Annotated in this window: 10 protein-coding genes; all 10 read right to left on the reverse strand. The window is 40.5% G+C overall.

The features are described from left to right. Window positions 1-92 precede the first annotated feature (92 nt). The gene (locus AAOP42_RS13160; protein ID WP_349528991.1) at window positions 93-8,618 is read right to left on the reverse strand and encodes a beta strand repeat-containing protein; all 8,526 of its coding nucleotides are present in this window, start codon (window positions 8,616-8,618) and stop codon (window positions 93-95) included. Window positions 8,619-8,993: 375 nt separating this feature from the next. Beyond that, entirely contained in the window at window positions 8,994-10,166 is a 1,173-nt protein-coding gene (locus AAOP42_RS13165; RefSeq protein WP_349528992.1) for a hypothetical protein, read from the reverse strand. 24 nt (window positions 10,167-10,190) lie between these two features. Beyond that, window positions 10,191-14,618, reverse strand: a complete 4,428-nt coding sequence (locus AAOP42_RS13170) for an outer membrane protein assembly factor BamB family protein (protein ID WP_349528993.1) — start codon at window positions 14,616-14,618, stop codon at window positions 10,191-10,193. Window positions 14,619-14,642: 24 nt separating this feature from the next. Continuing rightward, window positions 14,643-15,380, reverse strand: a complete 738-nt coding sequence (locus tag AAOP42_RS13175; protein ID WP_349528994.1) for a HesA/MoeB/ThiF family protein — start codon at window positions 15,378-15,380, stop codon at window positions 14,643-14,645. Between the two features lie 2 nt (window positions 15,381-15,382). Beyond that, window positions 15,383-15,661 (reverse strand): MoaD/ThiS family protein, encoded by a 279-nt coding sequence (locus AAOP42_RS13180; RefSeq protein WP_349528995.1) that lies wholly within the window; start codon window positions 15,659-15,661, stop codon window positions 15,383-15,385. Continuing rightward, window positions 15,658-16,359 (reverse strand): ATP-binding cassette domain-containing protein, encoded by a 702-nt coding sequence (locus AAOP42_RS13185; RefSeq protein ID WP_349528996.1) that lies wholly within the window; start codon window positions 16,357-16,359, stop codon window positions 15,658-15,660. Before AAOP42_RS13185 ends, AAOP42_RS13180 begins: the two co-directional genes overlap by 4 nt. Beyond that, window positions 16,356-17,189: an ABC transporter permease gene (locus AAOP42_RS13190; RefSeq protein WP_349528997.1), complete on the reverse strand. Its 834-nt coding sequence runs from the start codon at window positions 17,187-17,189 to the stop codon at window positions 16,356-16,358. The genes AAOP42_RS13185 and AAOP42_RS13190 overlap by 4 nt, the downstream gene beginning before the upstream one ends. Beyond that, a complete protein-coding gene (gene modA, locus AAOP42_RS13195) occupies window positions 17,186-18,667 on the reverse strand; it encodes a molybdate ABC transporter substrate-binding protein (protein WP_349528998.1) in 1,482 nt (493 codons plus the stop codon). Before modA ends, AAOP42_RS13190 begins: the two co-directional genes overlap by 4 nt. Next, a complete protein-coding gene (locus AAOP42_RS13200) occupies window positions 18,664-19,338 on the reverse strand; it encodes an ABC transporter ATP-binding protein (RefSeq protein ID WP_349528999.1) in 675 nt (224 codons plus the stop codon). The genes modA and AAOP42_RS13200 overlap by 4 nt, the downstream gene beginning before the upstream one ends. After that, window positions 19,331-20,476 (reverse strand): ABC transporter permease, encoded by a 1,146-nt coding sequence (locus tag AAOP42_RS13205; RefSeq protein ID WP_349529000.1) that lies wholly within the window; start codon window positions 20,474-20,476, stop codon window positions 19,331-19,333. The genes AAOP42_RS13200 and AAOP42_RS13205 overlap by 8 nt, the downstream gene beginning before the upstream one ends. Window positions 20,477-20,491: the final 15 nt, after the last annotated feature.

Below are 20,491 nucleotides of genomic sequence, written 5' to 3' on the forward strand. Positions count from 1 at the left end.
TTTGTATAATACTACACCCGGCCTTGTAAAGGCAGAAGTAAAAATGTAAGCATGAAAGTAATGTGGATTTTTTCTTTCAGAAGGCTATAGTGTTATTTTCTAACTACTTTAAACATCTGATAGTAGTCTCCATCGACTATTTGAACAAAGAACATCCCCTCTGCACTTTGGTTCAATGCCTTATTCATCTCTTCATTCAACTCTTCCAGTGCACCACTGGCACTTAATATAACACGGCCATCGTTTGTAACCACTTGCATCCTTATTTTTTCAGAACGCTGTACCGAAGAAGTCAATTCTGCCAAAGTCAAATCCACACCTTGTTCTGCCGGATTCGGGTATATGCCCCAACGAACAGAAGTAGTAACAGGAAGTACCACTATCGTAGAACTATAAGAAAATTGTCCATCATAATCGACCTGTTTTATGCGATAATAATATTGAGTAAAAACTGATACTTCTGTATCCAAAAACTGATAAGACTGAACTAAATTGGTATTTCCAGCTCCTTTCTTAGATCCTATCACTTCGAAAGTAACACCATCCTCAGACCTCTCAACATCAAAATGATCGTTGTTGATTTCCGTTGCTGTTTGCCATAACAACCCTATGCCAGCAGACTCTCGCTTGCCACTAAAAGACAACCAGGTAACAGGCAGCCCCGATTCTTCGTCGCTACTACCGAAAGTTTGTGGACTAAAGGCACTTTGCTGATATACTGTAAAAGAACCTGAAAATTCATCACCTGACTGGTCTGTGCCCTCTCCACTGGCAGCCACCCATTCAGATCCATCCCAGTGAACTATGCTTAATTTATCCAGAGCTCCCACACCAACCCCACTGGCATAACTACCAGATCCATAAGACAATGTCATATCAGCTGCAGCAGATCCTGCCCTCGCTACTTGCCAATACTCATATTGGCTTATTTTTTTAAATACCTCATCATCAAATGCATTCTTGTTATATCCACCTGAAGTGGGGTCACTTCCTACATAAGATATAGTCCAGGTATCCGTTGCTGATGTATTTTCAAGTATTACAGGCTGGTATCTTGAATTATTTCCGGTTGGATAAGTAAAATCCGTTCCACTATTCATTGCTTTTTGAATTTGACCATCTACAAAACTGGATGACGACCCTCCCGACGTTGTTGCTGTGGCCGTAAGTTGTAATCTCGCCGGAGAAGCGGGAAACGAATTTGACGTAAGGATTCCTGAGGCCATAGTCAATGCTTTATTTACAGTAATTATGTTACCCGGAGTATAAGTATTGGATGACTTATCCATGGTAAGGTTATTGAATGTAAGTGCCCCCGTGGTTATCTGTGCATTGGATCCTCCAAAGATAACTGTACTATTGTCGGCATTGAAAGTTCCACTATTGTCCCAGTCACCCTCTACCCGAATATTCCCATTATCAGCATTTATGATTCCGGCATTGTCCAGCAATCCTTTGATTGTAGTAGTTCCATCACCAGCATTATAAGTACCACTATTATTCCAACCTCCCATAACAGATATATCTGCATCGTTGGTTCTGTTTTGTAACGTTGTACCAGAAGGAATGGTAACCTTTCCATTAACAGTAAGGTCAGAAGCGGTCATTGTCACCGTGGCAAATGACCCTTCCATAATTTTTAGGTTGTTGTAGGTATCCCTGTTGTTCATTGTCATTGTACCAGCATACTCTATGGTACCTCCGCCAGATGCCACAAAATCCGTGTAATTTCCAGCAGGAAAGGTATTGGTCAGTACCCTCATAGTACCCGTACCACTTATAATACCCAAGTTATGACCAGTTACAGTACCCACATTTAGAATTCCATCAATGGTTGACTTGTAGGCTTTAGAACCTCTGGTATTGGCATCTGATATATTGATTCTGGTTCCGTCCAAAATAACAACCGGAATTCCTTTTGGTACCAGAACAGAGGGACTCATACCTAAGGGGTCGCCACTTGAATCAAATGTCCAATTACTAGCAGATATCCAAGTTCCACCTATATCTGTATCGGCCACATTAGAAACAGATAACCTGCTATAAAGAGGTAATATAGGGTTGGGTAATGTTTCCTCATCTGCTTCTGCATCCACTTCATTTTTGGACGTACCTACAGAATAATCATAAGTACCACCCAAGGGTGGAAGGTTACTAGCCAATAAATTAGTAAATATCATGTTAGTACTAGTAGCAATACCACCGTGACCATTGGTTTCCCATCCCAAGGGATCACTATTAGGATCCAAATAACCGGCAGCTAAAACACCAATATCAGTATCAGGATCATCATCGTAAGCTATTAATTCCGAAGGATATGAATAGGTATGTACACCAACAAGTGTAAAGTCCAAACTGGCATCCCGAGATACAATCCAATTATAGTTTAGTATTTTTTCGTTACTACTTTGATTATAAGTAAGGTGAACGCTATTCACTGGCACAACTGTGAGTGATCCGGATGCAGTAACACTGGCAAATAAATAAGAAGCAGGTGTATAATTGGTAGAAGTTCCTATTTCGTATATAAAACTTTTTGCCAATCCTGTAGCCCAATTTTTTGTTATTCCCAAATCACTGGTAACTCCATTTGTTTTAATAAACTCATCTTCATCTGCACCTGTTATACTAGCACTTTCACCGAAGGTCAGGCGGTTAGATTTGATAAATAAATAACGATTGTCATGATCAAAATTAAGTACACCTTCTATCGTCATATCACCATTTACTGTCACTGTTTTTGTTGTAGCTGTTCCACCCAACGTCAGGTTAGTAAAAAATCCTGAATTACTCGTAATTGTATTGCTAATTTCATTGGTAGATTCAATCAGGACAGTTCCTGTTCCTGTCTGAGAACTATTATTTGTTATATTCTTTTGTACCAATAGATTTTGGGTTGGTTCATCTAAATCCAAAATACCAGAGTAAATATAAAGATTCTGCAAAGTTGGAGATGTCCCGTCCAATGTAAGAATTGATCCCTCAGCTTTACTAATTGTCAAATCATTAAAGGTAGTTAAAGCAGATAAGGTGGCAGATTGTGCTCCTGATCCGTTAAATGTAGTATTGTTTGTACCACCAGTATAGGTACCTGTACATACCAAATCTCCTGAAATGGTAACATCCAGAGAATTGGTATTCAACACAGAAGGAGTAGGAACAGTTAATGTTCCTCCGACAATCAGTCCATTCGAGAACATATTCACCGTTTGTGCATTACTGCCACCTCCATTTTGTATGCTAAAATTTCCAATACTCGGAGCTACATTAATCCTGAAATTACTTTGAGTAGTCCCTGCTGAACCAAGTCCAACCGTTATTGTACTGGTAGTGGAAATATTACTGGTTTTAGGATTAATATACAAATCCGTATAGCTTGTTCCTCCGGTTTGTCTTTGAACATTCAATGTACTGCTTCCGGTTAAAGTAAAATTACTTCCGGCATTGTTAGCTACTTCAAAAACACCTCTATTGTCCACATCAGAAGAACTGATACCACCCACTGTAACTGTTCCGCCTGTTTGAGTATATGAAAGTGCTCCTGTTAAAGTGGATGATGACCGTCTGATTGATCCTTTTACCCACATCGATTGTGAAGTGGATACTATGATTGACGGCACTCCGGCAGAGCCATACTCCAAGTCAACATTATTTCCATTCACACTTGTATTACCAATATTTAATATACCTGTTCCAGAAACTTCCAGGGCACCATTCAGAAATAAGTCATAAGCATCATTATCCCCACTCGTAGTATTAACCGTTCCTGCGCTTACGGTTAATTTAGCAGTTGGTTGAATTGTATAAGAAGTGGAGCTTAAGCTGGTAGTATTTGATGTTGCCCAATTAAATGTACCGTTAGTAATGGTAAGCCAGCCTCCTGTAGCGGCAGTGGTGTTAACCGTGCCAGGAACATTGAAAGTCAAAGTTGGCGTTGCTGATGTTCCTTTGTTGATCGTAAGCGTAGATAAAGTTGTAGTTGGTGTACCTGCACCAGTAAAACTCGTATTACTACTTCCGGTAAATGTAAGGGCTACTGTGCCAGTATTGCGAAAATTAACCGTACCATTATTGGTAAACCCTCCAATAACAGATAATGTGTGTGTGCCACTCGTTGTACTAAATGTTCCGCTATTAGATACATTTCCTTCTACTGTTATGGTTGTATTGCCAGAATTTGTCAGACTAAATGTACCGCTCGATACTGTTAAATTCCCACCAATAGCAAGTGTCCTTGCTCCATTATTTCTTACAGTGCCTGTACCTGTCTGCTGCGTCCAATTATTATAAACAGTCAGATCTGTAGCAGGTAGAATGATTGTTTGACCAGAATTAGGATTCAGGATTAGATTATAATACTTAGTCAATGGAAGGCTTTGTGGTGCAGGGCCAGCTGTAGGGAGGGTTTTTGATGTGCCGTACCATTCCACCGTTCCTCCATTTTCTCCAAGAAAATTAGTAAAATCCCCGGCTGGGAAAACCGCAGCAGCAATACGTAGCGTACCCCTTCCAAGAACTGCTCCCCCGATGCTCGTTCCAAAGTTGTGCCCGGTAAACGTACTTGCATCAAGTGTAGAACCCGTACTTATGCTGAGCGTGCCGCATGTACTGTTTGCAACTGCGGTTACCGTATGGTTTGCAGATGCCCCGTCACCAATCACTACAGGACAATAGGAGCAAGAGGTCGGATTGCTGGATGCTACGGCTCCTGTGTGCTTCAAAGTTTTGTCTGTACTCCAGGTGGAGCTTACATTCCAATTGCCAGTTTGGCGACTAAAATATGCTGTTACAGTACCAAAGGCAGCTAAATTTCCAGCCGTGTATTCTCCATCCAGCTGATCTCCAGTTACTCCCGTCCAACTCGTTCCCGTGCTAAAATTAGGTATTGGAGGTGCGCTACCTGTTGTAAAAGTAGTGTTTGCATATCCCCACGCATAGGTAGCTGGATCATAACGAGCTGCCCGATAAGTAGCTCCATCCTCTGTTGCAGAACCGTAATTATATGATTTATGAATAACCCCTGTGATTCCCGTATATCCAGAACTAGTCACCCTCCAATAATACCTTACGCTCTGGCTAGATGTTGTTACTATAGGGTGAGTGCTGTTAACTGGTCTTACTGTAATTTTACCATGCACTGATGCCGTTGCGTTAATGGTATTCGGAGTATAGCCTGCGCTGGTACCTACTGGGAATATTAAATCTCCAGCAGCACCTTGCCTCGTTAAGCCCCCTGCATTGTGGAGGCCACTGGTCAAAATTCTTTTATTTGTACCAAACCCAACACCGGTAGTTCCATCACTATAAATACCTCCATTGACCACTAAGGCATTCGAAGCGATATTAAGTGTAGTATTTGTGTTTGTAAGGCGCAGATTTCCACTAATCGTTTGCTTGCCTGTAGTGGCAATGGTTGCACTTGTGGCAATAGTTAAATTTCCGAAGGTACCATTGCTACCATTTATTGTGGCAGCTGTACTTGTATAGTTAATAAGGCCAGTTCCGGAATGCGTAGCATTATTCGTAAGAACCCCTGTTCCGCTCACAGTGAGCGTCTTTCCTCCATCTGCAAGTGTTCCCGATGTGAGGGTTAAGGCTGTGGTAATATTAGGAAAAGTCTGAGTACCTGCCAGGGTCAGTGTGCCACCGACTTTGTTCATCACCACGCTAGGCAGACTGGTAATTGTCCCATTGTGAGTCCAGATTTGTGCTCCCGTTCCATTCAATGTCGTTACCCCAGTTCCTGGTGTATAAGTCGTTCCTGAATTAATAGTAAAATTTCCACCTACCGTTACATTATAGTCGTTATTAATAAAGGATGGAGAGTTGCTGGTATTGATAGTAAAGTTGTTTAAGACTACAAGGTTGGACTGAAGTTGTGTGTTTTGAGTAGTGCTGGATTCCTCATAAATATTAAGATTATAAAGTGGGGCTGTAGTATTGATATAGCCAGGATATGATGCTCCGCTTGCCTGCTCACCTGTATAGAGGTTAACTGTTCCACCTGTAACATTGTAATTTCCTTCGGATGAAGTCACCTGAAACAAACCACCATTGCTGTTATTGTTGTTAGTTGGTTTCGCCACATTTAAAATCCCTCCAGACATTTGAAATGTACTGCTGGCGAGTGCCATATCAAATCTATGGTAGGCGTCCGTATATTGGTCAATTGTAGCACCAGAAAGTGCATAATTATAACCCACATTGAGCGTACCCCCTGTCATGTTGAAGGAAAAAATGATATCGCCTCCAAGAGCCCTGGGTCTAAATTGCCACACTGTAACAGTACCTCCTTCTTGCAGATAAGCCCCCCCACCCTGAGATCCAAGTCCTTTCGAAAACCCTCCATTTAGGGTGCCTGCCGTAACACGCAAAAGTCCACTCATCAAGATCCTACAGTCCCTATTGGTTCCTGCAGGGTTAAGATCGGAAAGCTGAATGGTAACATCATCGCCATTTAACCATAGTGCGCCAGATGTCGGTATTGGGAAATAATCCGATGTACCCAGGCCAAGACAAAGGTTTGGAATATCGATGCTACCCGTTAGCTCCAGGGTACCGTTCACAATTGACAGGGCATTGGCGGAAACTTCCTCATCGGCTGAAACACCACCACCCGTAACTGTAGCTATATTTGATGGCCCAAACAAGCGGAAATAATCGGTGTCCGTTGAGTTTACTGTAACAATGGCCTGTTGCCCGGTTCCCTTATCTACAATAAATCGATAAAAATCTGTTGTATTGTTACAGGTTACTGTTTGGTCAGTATTAGATGAAAATGTTACCTTAACAGCATTTCCCTGAAGTTCATTTCTATGTAAATCATCATCCTGATTATCAGGGATTGGGTAAGAATCACCGTAATCATTTTCGTCTAACTCACCATCTGTTGGATCATAAAATTTTATAACACCTTCATTTGTAATATTGCCATACATAAAAAGGTCATGTTGGCTCGTGCTGTTTTCATTTCCAGCTCCAACGGTGATACGTCCAGATGCGGCTACATTTAAATCTCCATTTAACGTAATAGTGCGTTGCGTACCAGAATTATCGTTGATTTGCCATGTTGTGGTTCCTAAATCATCTGTGCTAGATATTGAAAAAGTACCATTCACAGTCAAATCACTTACTAGCGTAAAAGTGGTACTACCTGAACTATTGGTCATTTTCAGGTTGTTGTATTCAGTCTGGTCAGTAGGTAAATCTCCAGTTGTGTCGTAGTATTCTATGGTGCCACCAAGTGTGGATACAAAATCTGTGTAAGTACCGGAAGGCAATGCGGTACCTTTAACCCTCAATGTACCTTCTCCGGATATTACCCCCAGATTTTGTCCTGTAGTAGTAGCCATATCCAAAATACCCCCGGCTTCAATCGTGGTAGAAGACAGGTTTTGACCTGAAATATTTGCAGTTACGGTAAAGCCATTTAGGATAACAATTTCTTCTCCTGCGGAAGGGTATTCTTCTAAACCATTGTCATAGGTAGTTCCTGAAGGATCCAGAGTCCAAGTATAAGGGTTATCAAAATCTCCAGATTCGTAAGAATACCAGGTTTTGCTGGAAGAACCGGAACCCGTTCCTGTAACGCTAATATCATCAAAAGCAAAACCATCACTTGCAATACCATAGTTATCGTATTGTTGGAATTTCACTACAAATGTAGAACTAAGACTAAGGTCATTTGCAGTCACCAGAGCCGATATGTCAAGTTCAATAGTCTCGTAACTCGTGCTACCACCAACAAGTGAGTATACCTTAGTAAAACTACTCCCACCATCATCGGAAAAGAATACTCCATCTTCAGTATGCTCTTCGTCACCGAAATTCTTCCATTCAAAAGACAAGTCGACAGTAGTTTTTCCTGAAAGATCTAAGTACAACCAGGCTTCATTGGTACTGTAATTATTATTACTGCTTACATCCATAGTCATGTGATAACTACCATTGGGCGAGTCATTGCCTGTAATTAATACCTGTCCAACATTACTACTCGTAGTGGACCAAGAAGCTCCTAATGACCCTGATTCAAAGTCGTCAGTAAATGGAAGTGTAGCATATACAGGAGTTGTCACGCTAACGTCATCGAAAGCGAAACCGTCATCGTCAATTGGCCAGTTGTCGTATTGCTGAAACTTAATAACAAATGTCGCATTCAGGCTAAGTGCATTACTGCTTGCCAAATCATCTACATCCAAATTGATGGTCTGATAGGTGTTATTTCCTCCGGTGAGTGAATATACCTTCGTAAAATTACTTCCACCATCATCCGAGAAGTATACCCCATCTGTTGTATTATCTTCATCACCAAATTCTTTCCAAGCAAAGGACAAATCTACAATTGTCAATCCCGACAGATCTACATGCAACCATGCTTCATTTGTGCTATATTCGTTATCTTCGTCTGTGTCCATGGTCATGTGATAATTACCATTGGGTGAGTCATTACCTGTAACTAACACCTGTCCGGCATTGCTACTGGTAGTAGACCATGAAGCCCCTAATGAACCAGATTCAAAATCATCAGTAAATGGAAGAGTAGCATAGGTTTGAGCTAAAGACTTAAATGACAAAAGGGTCACAAATGCCAAAAATAGGAATAAGGTCAGTTTTCTCATGGTTATAAATCTGTAACGTTCTGATTCGCAGACTTGTCTAGTTGGATTATTGCAAGCAAAAATAAGTATTTACAAATAAAACAAATGTCTTTATAAACGCAATATTGCGACATATTGAATCATTAATATACTTTTTTTTGTAAAAATACAAGCTCAAATAGTATTAATTGAAAAAATTCGATGAATGGTTTATTTCCATCGATAATTGGAAAAAAATTATAATGTTCAAAAAAATTAGAGGAGAGACAGAAAATTTGAATGAATGAACCATTAGTGTATAGGGTGCTTCATCCTTTTTGTGTATTCACAAATTACAAAGAAGTGAAAATCCTTAACCGGAAATTAAGAAACCCGTTTTTGATGTCTAAAATAACTCTACTGCCTTCTCTTTTTTATTATCAAAATAATGCCTCCAACAAGCACTATAACCACCAATCCAAGTATGGCATACAATCCGGAATTCATAAGCTTACTGTCATATTCCACTTCATTTTCAGTGCCGTCACTGCTTATATGATTAACTTCCGGTATGGATGATAACGAAACATCTTCACTTAAACTATATTCCTTAGGTTGAAACAGTTCTAAGTCTTCAGTATTGCCACCGGACTTGGTTGCTTCTATGGAAATGATCTGACTCATTTCAGACAGGATCATGGGATTTTCTACATCAAACTTTAAAAGGCCATACAGCTCCGTTCGGAGATGTGGATCCCAGGTCATTGGGATGAGTTTGCCTAACATCCATTTTCGATCCAACCCACATTCACAATCTGCACCTATTATGTTCAGTAGCTTAAAAATAGAATTAGATTGGATCTCTTCATAAGGAATCACGTCACCCATTATCCGGCCTCTTCCGTAAATGATCACTGCCATTGGCCGCTTTACTTTTGATGCATCAATTCCCAAGCTCCACAATAGTGTGGTTTCCTTTTCCATTTCATCTCTTGAAAGAGTCACCAGCTCAGGCCCTTCTTTAATCAGCTTGGGCATACGGGGCATGATTTTCTCCAGTTCGGACACGTCTCTTTTGGCAAATTCTGATGCCACCTGATTTTCCTTAACATCCACTCCACTTAACAGTAAAACCACAGCATATTTGCGCACCAGCATGGATTTTATATTGCTTCTAAAAGAGGAGTTGACTATCGACCTCAACAAACCTTCAATCGAACTCCCATCCTTTGGCACAGGCAACTCAACTGAATTACCATCAGGTGACAATAACACTGTTGTTGGAAAGATCCTGTCCTTTTTTTCTGATAAGTAATTCAATATTGGATCCCCTTTGTCAGAAATGCTTACCGCTTTAGATTTTACATTGGAATACTGAAAGATTTTTTCTGCACTTTTTTCGAATTGTAAAACTTCACCCTTCTTAGTTTGGGCATCATAGAAATAATACATAATATAGGGATTGGGAGCTATTTCAGCAAACCCAATTTCCCTGATATTGAAGCGACAAGCCATACTCACCAGCAGAATCATAGCACCACCTACAAGCAACAACCTTTTATTTGCAATGCTTTTTTCTCTCTTTTTCATATCGGCTTATCTGTGTAAATAGACTTATTGTACTTCCTTATTACTCTGGTAAAATAGAGCTTCGGCTGGTACTTCCTGTTTTTCAAGACCCGGCCCTTCATAATGCAGTGACAGTGCATTACCTTCGGTTCCCTGAAAATAATTAATGATAATCGGATGCAATCCTGCTTCTAAGGCTACCTCTCCCGAAATGAATTTTGCTGAATGTGAACCATCGGCATCTACCACCAGGTCATTTCCAATAAGCACTGTGCTACCATCGTCGCTAACGGTTGCAAAGTTGTAAATACCTCTTTTCTCTACTTTGATAAACCCTGTATATCTCAAAGCAAAGTTTTCATCTCTCAATTTTGGTGCAAGTGATACCATTGGTTCTACACCTTCTTTGAGTACGCTTAATGACCCAAAATCATTAACAGACTTAAACGCACCCTGATAATATTGATAAGAAATACCTGACACCAATCCATCCATATTTACTGATTTTTTCAAAACAGGAATTGCTACTTTAAACAGACGAGGTTCACCTGAGACCCAGACTCCTTCATCATTTTTCCAAAAAGTGATGGCATTGACAACTGTAGAATCTGCAAGTAAGAGTTCCTTTTCATATTCCTGAGAATCGACCGTTGGCTTAGAACCATCAAGCGTAAATACTGTTTTGCCTGTAGTGCTTTCGGATTTAATCACAACTTTCATTTTACCTTCTATAATTTCCTTACCCACTGTAATGGCAGGTGCAGGAAAATTACGTTTAAACTTTTTGCGACGGATATCTATTATATTTTCACCTGTTTCATCGTAAATAGTGGCAGTCACTTCTGATTTAAACTTCAAAGTAATAGGCTCATTATAAACAGTCGAGTTTTTATCCGGAACAGACCCGTCCAGAGTGTATCGTATCATTCCTTTTTGTCCTTCACGCAGCACCATTTTCAATTCCAATTCATCTACATATTCACTTTTCCCTTTGGTATCGAACATGATGGGTGCACGGGATTTCGGAGCAAAAGCAATCGAGGTTTCCAGCCAGGAACCGCAACTGCACCCTCCCCCTCCTTCCGGAGACAAAATCATTCCATCGGCAGGAATGGTACTGATCCAGCAATCAGGACGCAGACGCTCCCATTTTGATAAATCATTGCTCTCACTGTTCCACATCGTTACACTCCCGCCTCTGTAAAACAGAGACTGATCGGTACAAGCGTAACTTCCACAACCGTGACCACCCTTAGGCATATCATTTGGCAGACGCTTGCCAGTTTGCAGGTCAAAAACAGCAGGTCTCATGATCAATTTACCTCCGGTAATTGCTGGTTTGGACATGTGTCCTCCATGGTCACCACTGTACCAGCTCATTTCTTCTGTCCAACCTGGTTTTCCATTTTCTGCATCAAAAGTATATATATGATATTTACCACTATTGGAAGAGGACAATACCAATTTATCAGCACTGTGAACTAGGAAGAAAACGGTAATTCCGGCAACTACATCAAGTTTTTGTTCCCACAGCTTCTCTCCTGATCTCACATCCAAAGCCACCATATAAAGCTTGTTGTTTAGTTTCTCTAAATCCAACCTTCGGTTGTCAGAACTCATTATTCTTGAATCACGACACTCTACAAAAAATGCTTTGTCGTCACTCAAGGTGATGGTAGAATTGATGATCATGCCACCTTCGTACTGCCACTGCAATTGATTGTTGGATTTGTCAAGGGAAAACAAATTGTCGCTTGATACCTTTCGGGCCAAATCTCCCTTGATAGCGTCATACCAACTCTCTCCACCTGTAAATTCTGTATAGATATTATTTGGCTTAACTGCACTCCCAATAATTTGTCCTTCAATATTTGCAAGATAACCCCAGTCGAATTGCTCTCCGGTACTTGTTCGTGGAGATACCACAATACTATTAACCGCCTTACCAGTAGCTGCATCCACCTTATGACAATACTTGCCCACAGCAGTGTATAGAAAATCATCATCTGCCGACCAGTTGCTACAATCCCTTGGTACATTGAAACGTCGAAAATCAGGCTGACTGTTGGTCCAAAGGAAAGTTCCATTGTAGGAGTCTATCGCTGCAATTCTTTCTAACCCCTGAACGAATAGGCGTCCATTAATGGCCAAGGGAGAGGTTTTCCTTGCATTTCTGTCAGATTGAAAACGTGGGCCCGGACGGCCAATCCACTTCTCTTGAAAATCGGAAGTGGTAGTGGCTCCCCAGAGGCTTTCACCTCCGTAAGCCGAGTTATCCGGTTTACCATATTGATGAGACCAAACACCGGAATCTTCCAGCTTTGGTTTCTTCAATTTTGTCCAGGTTTTTTCTTCTTCATCTTGAGAATAACTTGCAAAGACAAACACCTTGTCCTCCTTGCCTGACTTATTCAACTCCGAAGAACGGATCATAACCACTCCTTTAGGAATCACCGCATCCGATATTTCCTTCTCATATTTTGACACTGACTTACTTGCCACTACCAGGTTAGCAAACTCTTTAGGTAATTTGTCCAGTTGATCAGATGACCAAATAGATATTTTTTTACCGTAAACTCCATGTTTTAGCAATGTCAATCTCGCTCCATTCACGTACTCAGGAGACTCAACACCAATAACATGATAGCCACCTTGCTTGGCTATTTCGAAAGCCAACTCTCCACCATCAAAACCAAAAACCAAGCACATGCCTTGTGAATTATTGTCTTTCAACAATTTAGCAGCCTCCTCACTGGCTGCTTTCTGAAACTTGCTTCCGATAAACGGGTTGATATCGTCAGCTATGCTAAATTTGTGATGATTAAAAAAATTATCCAATTCAAATGCCCTGGTCACATGCTCAACACCATTTTCCTCGACAGTAATTCTATAATTATAGCTGTAGTTTTTTCTTAAACCTTTTAACTTAATTTCGTGTTCCGTTTTTTTCACTTCACTCTGTGCCACCTGCGACAATTCATCAACTCCATAATGTACTATAGTTGGTGAAGGCCTGAGCGTTCGATATCTAATGATAGCTTCATCTTTTTTGGTAAAATTGGCCAAAGGACTTTTCTCAAGTTGAAACCCTTTTTCAACTTCTTCGAAAAAGACTTTTTGCGCCTCTTGTAGCCTTGGTTTATTAAGCATTTTGAGTGTAGAGGTATCCACTTTCTCTGAAACCATTGCTTTATCAGAAAATATTTTACCTTCTGTTGGCCGAAAGCAATACATGTTGCCCTCATTGGTACTGGCAAAAACGGCACTGTCTGCCAAAGCCAAGCCATAAGTCATCCCGGTCACTTTTTGCTTCCACATGGTCTCACCGCTCTGAGGGTTGACCGCATAGACCGTATCCACACCTCCAACGTATAGTGCATTACCACCCTTTACTATGCTCAACGCACCATATTTTTTATTTACCCAAAGTGTCTTTTTGTTTTTTCTATGAAAAGCAGAAATAGAGTAATCTGCCATGATATAAGCCGTGTCTCCTGAAATAACCATTCCCTTGCCATGCTCATAGCTCATTACTGATGGCTCCTTTACCATTTCGGCAGTGGAAGTCTCCATCATAAAATTCTTCTTCGAATTTGGGTTGTGGATGATATTCTTTTCAGGAGTGATCAATACAAAACACCCCCCACTTCCCGGCAGTGTTCCTTCTTTCTCACCTGTTTTTCTTTTGAAAATTAATGGAGATATTCTTCCCTGAGGAATAATGATTTTTTCACCGGAAGAAACAATTGGCCCTTCCATCGTCAGGTCGTTGAACTCTTTCACATACCTCCCTTCCCCTGTAGGTTTTCCCGTTTTGGCATCAACTGCACAAACATAGGATACCTGCCACGGCAACATCGAAGCGGCAAAATAGGCAGTACCTTCTTCTATGATTACACCGGTGCGTACCGGCCATCTTGATATCATTCTGTCATTGTGCAACAGGTTTTGTTCCCCTTCGGAGGGACTATATTTCCAAATCAACTTACCATCTTTGGCAGAGATACAATAAGCATATCCGTCATCAGCTCCAAAATACAACTTACCGTCGTTGTAGGCAGGTGCTATTCTAATTGGTGCACCAGCAGGAAATACCCATTTTTCTACACCTGTCTTTACATCCAAAGCATGTAACCCATCATCAGCGGTAGAACCAAAGTACACATTGTCTCGGACAATTACCGGATGAAAAACCGGATCGTAATTCCTCATAGAGGGCAAGGCAATTACCTTGGCATAAGCATCCCATTTGGCAGGACCAAACCACGCTGGTACAGGCTCCTGCACAGAATTATACTCCCAGGCCTGGCTCAGATTTTTCACCTTGATGTTAACATTGGTGGCAGCACTCCTGTAGTTGTCTCGTTGGTACTGAGGCCAATCGTTTTCCGTTGTAACGTAGGGAGTCTCACAAGCTGAGAGTGCAAGTGTAAGGACTGCAAACAGTAAAGTAATTCTTTGAAAGTTCATCATCAATATGATTAAGTTTGAATACTATTAACTACAGATCGGACAGTTGTCCCGCCTGTTTATTTTAGTTTTATAAAATGACATGTCACGCAAATCCATGCTCAACAAATTTCCGGATAATACTTCTCCCAACCCTGCAATAACTTTGATGGCTTCCATAGCTCCCAGGCATGCCACCGCACCCGAAACCGCTCCAAAAACAGGAAACTCACGCTTCCAGGCTTTTGGCCAATCAGGATAAAGGCACGATAAACATGCGCTTTGTCCGGGTAAAATGGTCATAATCTGTGCTTCCAGTTCATACATGGCACAATCCACCAAAGGTTTCTTTTGCTTTACCGCCTCTCGGTTCATTAAGAAACGTTCTTCGAATAATGGAGCACAATCAACTATCACATCCACTTTTGACACCAACTCTGCTGCATTTTCCTCACTTACATTGGCATTGACAGTTTCAATTTCCAACCTTGGATTCAACTCAAGCAACCGTCGTTTGGCAGAATCCACCCTTGGTTTACCCAACCACGAATCAGTCATCAGCAACTGGCGATTGAGGTCACTGGGTTTGACATTTCCGCCATGAGCCAACACCATTTTTCCAATTCCGGCTGCAGCCAGTTCATACGCTACTACACTTCCTAGACCTCCTACCCTTGAAATGAGTACGGTCGCTTCTTTCAACTTTTTTTGCCCTTCCTCTCCAAACCCAGGCACAGTAAGTTGCCACTCATAAACTGCCTTTTCTTTGTCCGTCAATTGCGTCATAATTATCCTCCGGCTATTGGTGACATTATCAATATTTCATCGTTTTCACTCAATTCCATTGCCTGATTTGAGACTACCTGCTCGTTGTTATGGATCACCAAAATTGACTGTCTCCTGTGGTTGTTTTCGTCAAATAAAATATTCTGAAACTTTTCATTTTTTCCTTTCACTAGTTCTTTTAGCAAGTCTTCCATTTCAACAGACACTTCCATGTCCTTCCATTCTTCTCCGGTACCTGCTTCTTTTTTCAGTTGGGCGGTATATTTTATTTTTATCTTCATTTTTCAACTAAAGGCCTGTTAAATATCAATTCATCTTTATTTTCTAAAAAATCAACTTTTTTATAGGTCGATAACTCATCGTCTTTCAAGTGTAAGACCTTATCCGCCAGATGTTCAACTTCTTCTATATTATGGGTAATGTGCAATGCCGTAAAGGTTACTTCCTTCCTGATGTCCTCAATGAGACTATAAAGATTCCTTTTTGTTTTATCATCCAATGCACTCATTGGTTCGTCGAGGCATATAATGGCAGGGTAAAAACTCAAAGCCCTACCCAGTGCTACCCTTTGTTTTTCACCTCCACTCAAGTTGATTGGCTTTCGGTTAAGTAAATGCCCAATAGACAACAACTCTGCTAGCTCGTCAGCTCGCTTTGCCCGATCTGCTTTTGACCATTTTCTTATTTTCAATGCAAAAGCAATATTTTCAGAAACGGTCATAGTTTCAAATAAAGCACCATCTTGTGGTACAAACCCAATCTTACGTTCAGCTGGTTTTAAGAAGGTAATGTCTTTACCATCCAGCTCAAACTTTCCGGATTTTACATTTTTCAATCCGCATATAGCTTCAAGTATGGTTGTTTTTCCTGTTCCGGTCTGACCAATCAGGCATGCATATTCCCCTGTTTCTATGGAAAATGATAAATCATTCAATTCAAAATTACCTTGCCTGATATATATGTTCGTTCCTACGATCATGCCAGTCTGTGATTTTTAATTTTCTCACTACCTCCTGAAAGCCTGATAATCATCAGAATCAAAAAGCCTGCAATTATCATCAAAAGAGATACGGCAACTGCTGCTTCAATATTCCCAACAGACATTTCCAGGAAAACTGTCGTAGAAAGCACTTCGGTTTTCATCCTGGTAGCACCAGAGAATATAAGTATCGGACCAAACTCACCCATCGCCCTGGCCCAGGCCAGTGATGCGGCAGCCAATATTCCTTCTTTAGCCTGAGGCAACACAACGTACCAAAATGTTTGTCCTCTGTTACATCCCAACGTGAGTGCTACATGCTCCTGACGTTGGTTGATCCTACTGAAAGTAATGGCCATGGTACGTACCGCAAAGGCACATGCCACCATAAACTGAGCCAATATGATACTGGGAATGGCATAGGTAATAGTAACGTATTCTTCGATAAACTTACCAGGTGCAGTTTGAAACAAAATCAACAAACTCAGACCAATGACCAATGGCGGCAAAATGATAGGAATATCTATAATAGCATCAAGAATTTTTTTTCCAAAAAAATCAAACTTTGCCAACGCATACCCAATGGGAATAGCAACTATTACTGAGATAATCATAGTTGCTGTGCATGAAAACAAGCTCAATTTGATGGCATACTGTATTTCCTCACTTTTCAATGCCTCTAACAAATGATTCCCGGAAGTGTAAGTAAGGTCTGCCAGAATCATTCCAACAATCAGTACGATATACACACTTCCTATTACTCCCATTATCAAATAAAACGGAAGGTCGGAGCGTACTTTAAAAGTATCTGATTGTTTGTTTTTTATCATTGAAGAAGCTGCTTTTCAGGACTAATCCAACTGAATCCGTTAGCCAAATAAGACTGTTGAGAAGTTTCACTCGTGATTTTTTGATATAGCCTTCTTGTGAGGTATTTGTACTTGGAACTGGTGTTAATACCAATATTTTGAGTGGCAGTAGCTTCTTTCCTTTCTATCTTTACAACGGTGACTTTATCAAGAACCTGTGCAACATTGGCAGCATATACTATAGCAGCATCTAGTGCTCCTGTTCTAAGCTGATTGACAAGCAAATCTGCTGTCGGAGTTTGAACCACTACATTTTTCATTATATCCTCCGTCAATCCTACTTTATCCAGCATGTTGACAGTAAGTGCTCCCAAGGCACTTTGTTTGGGATTGCAAACACCCAATTTCAATCCAGATCTTGTAAGACTTTCCAAGTCAACTATCTTTTTACTATTATCAATATCGGTAACTATAACTATGTCAGTTGATGACACATTGTTGATTTCCTGAAAAGAGTCTTCCACCTGGTCCATAAAGGTCACATCGCAAGATAAATAAGCATCAGGCTTCTGGCCAGATCTGATTTGAGAAACCAAAATACCACATCCATTATATACCCTTACCACTTCTACTCCTTCTCTCTTTTCAAATTCCTGAATGGTTTTGTCCACAGCCAATCTATTAACCCCACCACTATAAAATAAAATCTCTGGCTTTTCATTCCAAACATCTCCTTCTATAGGTTCATAACCTAAAGAGGAAAAAGTTGTTAAACCCTTATCACGTGCAGACAAATACCTCATGAATTTTAAAGCGGCTGTCGGGTTCTTTGTGGATTTCAATACTCCAAAGGTTACCTGTTGTGTATATTTCTGCCACTCAGGTACTTCTATGTATTCTAATTCAGGGTACTGATTGGCTACCGCATCCCAAATAATTCCAGCATCTACTGTTCCTATTTTAACATCATTTGCCACTTCGTTCACTGTTGGCTTCATCACTTCAATGAATGGCTTAAATTCTTCCCATTCACCACTTTGAGTCAATATTTTCTTTAATACCTTGCCAATTGAGGCAGCTTCAGGATTGGCAATCGCCAGTTTGATGTCTTTATTTTTCAGATCAGCAAGTGATTTTATTTTTAACGGATTGTTTGCTTTCACTGCAATCACTGGTTTCAAATAGGCCAAAGGTTGTGTTTCATCGAGCAATCCTTTTTCCTGTGCCTTTTGGATATAACTCTCATCTGCTGCCAGATAAAGATCTCCCTGGTTGGCAACCAATATATTTGATAGAAGAGTGCCGGAACCACCATATTGTAGATTCACGTTCACACCATATTCTTTTTGATAAGCCTTAGCAATCTGTTCTACAGCTGGTTTCATACCTGCTGCACAATACATAGTTAGTTCTTCGGCAGCTTCTTTATTACCTTGTCCCTTACAAGCCAACAATAGTGCAATTAACATGATGTAGCTATTGCGTAGTATATTTTTCATATTGTATTGATGTTTTCGGTCTTTTGGTCAATGATTATTTTTTTATTAGCATAAACTTCAGGATAATCGTCATGGGTCACCATAATTACAGTCCCTCCCTTGCTACAATATTCTTTTAATTTTTCCAGTACAATTTGTGAATTTTCAGCATCGAGATTTCCTGTTGGCTCATCGGCCAGGATCAATTCTGGTTTTTTGATCAAGGCTCGTGCCAAAGCAACCCTTTGTTTTTCCCCTGCACTCAATTCCGATGGATAATGTCTCAGGCGGTGATTTATACCAAGTTCGTCTGTCAGGTCAATCAGTTCCTGTTCACTAATCTTATCAATTCCAATTTCATTGTTGAGTAAGATATTTTCCCTGACATTGAGATAAGGTATCAGGTGAAACATCTGAAATATGAAACCAATATTATTTGCTCTAAATCTTATTTTCTGCTTTTCAGGTAACTCATAAAGATTCTTTCCTGAAATTTGAACTTTTCCACTAGTTGGTTGTAACATACCACCCAAAACCAACAACATGGTTGTTTTCCCACTACCGCTTGCTCCTTTCACCAGCACAAAATCTCCTTTTTCCACACTAAGATCAATACTTCTAAGTGCCTGAGTTTGATGACCATCCTTTATGTAGGATTTCTCCAGGTTATGAAGACTTACAATCTCATTCATGACTAAGAGTAGTTGAAGGGTCTTGCAAAATAGCCAACAATGATGGTATAATAGTAGCCACAGCAGCTCCAACCGGAGCAATCAACAATGACCATAGCAGCAAAGTGTAGTCCATTTGAATAGAGGATGCAGTAATTTTGAAAATATCCGGACCAAGTTGCATTGACAATACCACACCAATAACATACCCCAAAATGGCCGCTAAAACACCAATAATCAGAGATTTTCCTATAAACAACCATGCAATAGAAAAAGATCCGAAACCAACCGCACGGAATATTCCTATCTCCTGTCTCCTGTCATTTACATTGATTACTGCCAAGGCCGCTATCCAGATAAAACAAACAATGATCACAATTGGTAAAATTACAGCAAAGTAGTTTTCAATAGTATGCCGCTGTTGTTTACGGGCATTGGCAATGGTTTTATTTACAATCACTTTGGCTTTGGGAAGTACCTGCCCAAGTTGCTTTCGCAGGTATTCCGTAGGATCTACTCCTTCAGCTAAACACAAGCAGTTAAGTGCCTTGATTTCGTTTATCCTTCCCTCCATGTTTACCAGCTTTTGCAGTTCCGGTAAGTCCATATATATTTTTATATCTTCCTGGCTTCCTGTTTCCACCAGTGTTTTTTCCACAAAAAACTGCTTACCCAAAACATCAATACTATCACCGGGAGAAACACCAAACTGAGTGGCCAGTTCAAAGCCCAAATACACAGAATTTTCCGGCACCAAAAACAACATTGGGGTTTTCTTTCGATTGCCTTCAACTTCCAACTCAGGAGAAACTCCCGTAAGAATTACATCTTTGTCTTTCCACTGGATGGTATGATGTAAAGTGGCGGTAAGGTGGGCGTAAGATAAATCCTTAAATTGAACCAAAGATTTAATATATTCCTGAGGCATTGTGACCTTAGAATAGCCACTTATCCAATAGTCGTTCATGTCTGTAGCTTCAGGAATAATACTCAGGTTGAAACCCATATCCCGAGTCAGTCTGATCGTCTCTTTTTTTAAGGCTTGACCTAAAGTGAAAAACGACACAAAAAGAGCCACAGCAAGCACTAAAGCTAACAAAGCCAATGAGAAATTGGCTTTCCTGTATTTTAATTCCTTCAGTATAATAAACCACTTCATGCTACAACAAAACTA

The sequence above is a fragment of the Reichenbachiella sp. MALMAid0571 genome, from assembly GCF_040151475.1.
Classification (GTDB): Bacteria; Bacteroidota; Bacteroidia; order Cytophagales; family Cyclobacteriaceae; genus CAXBNB01.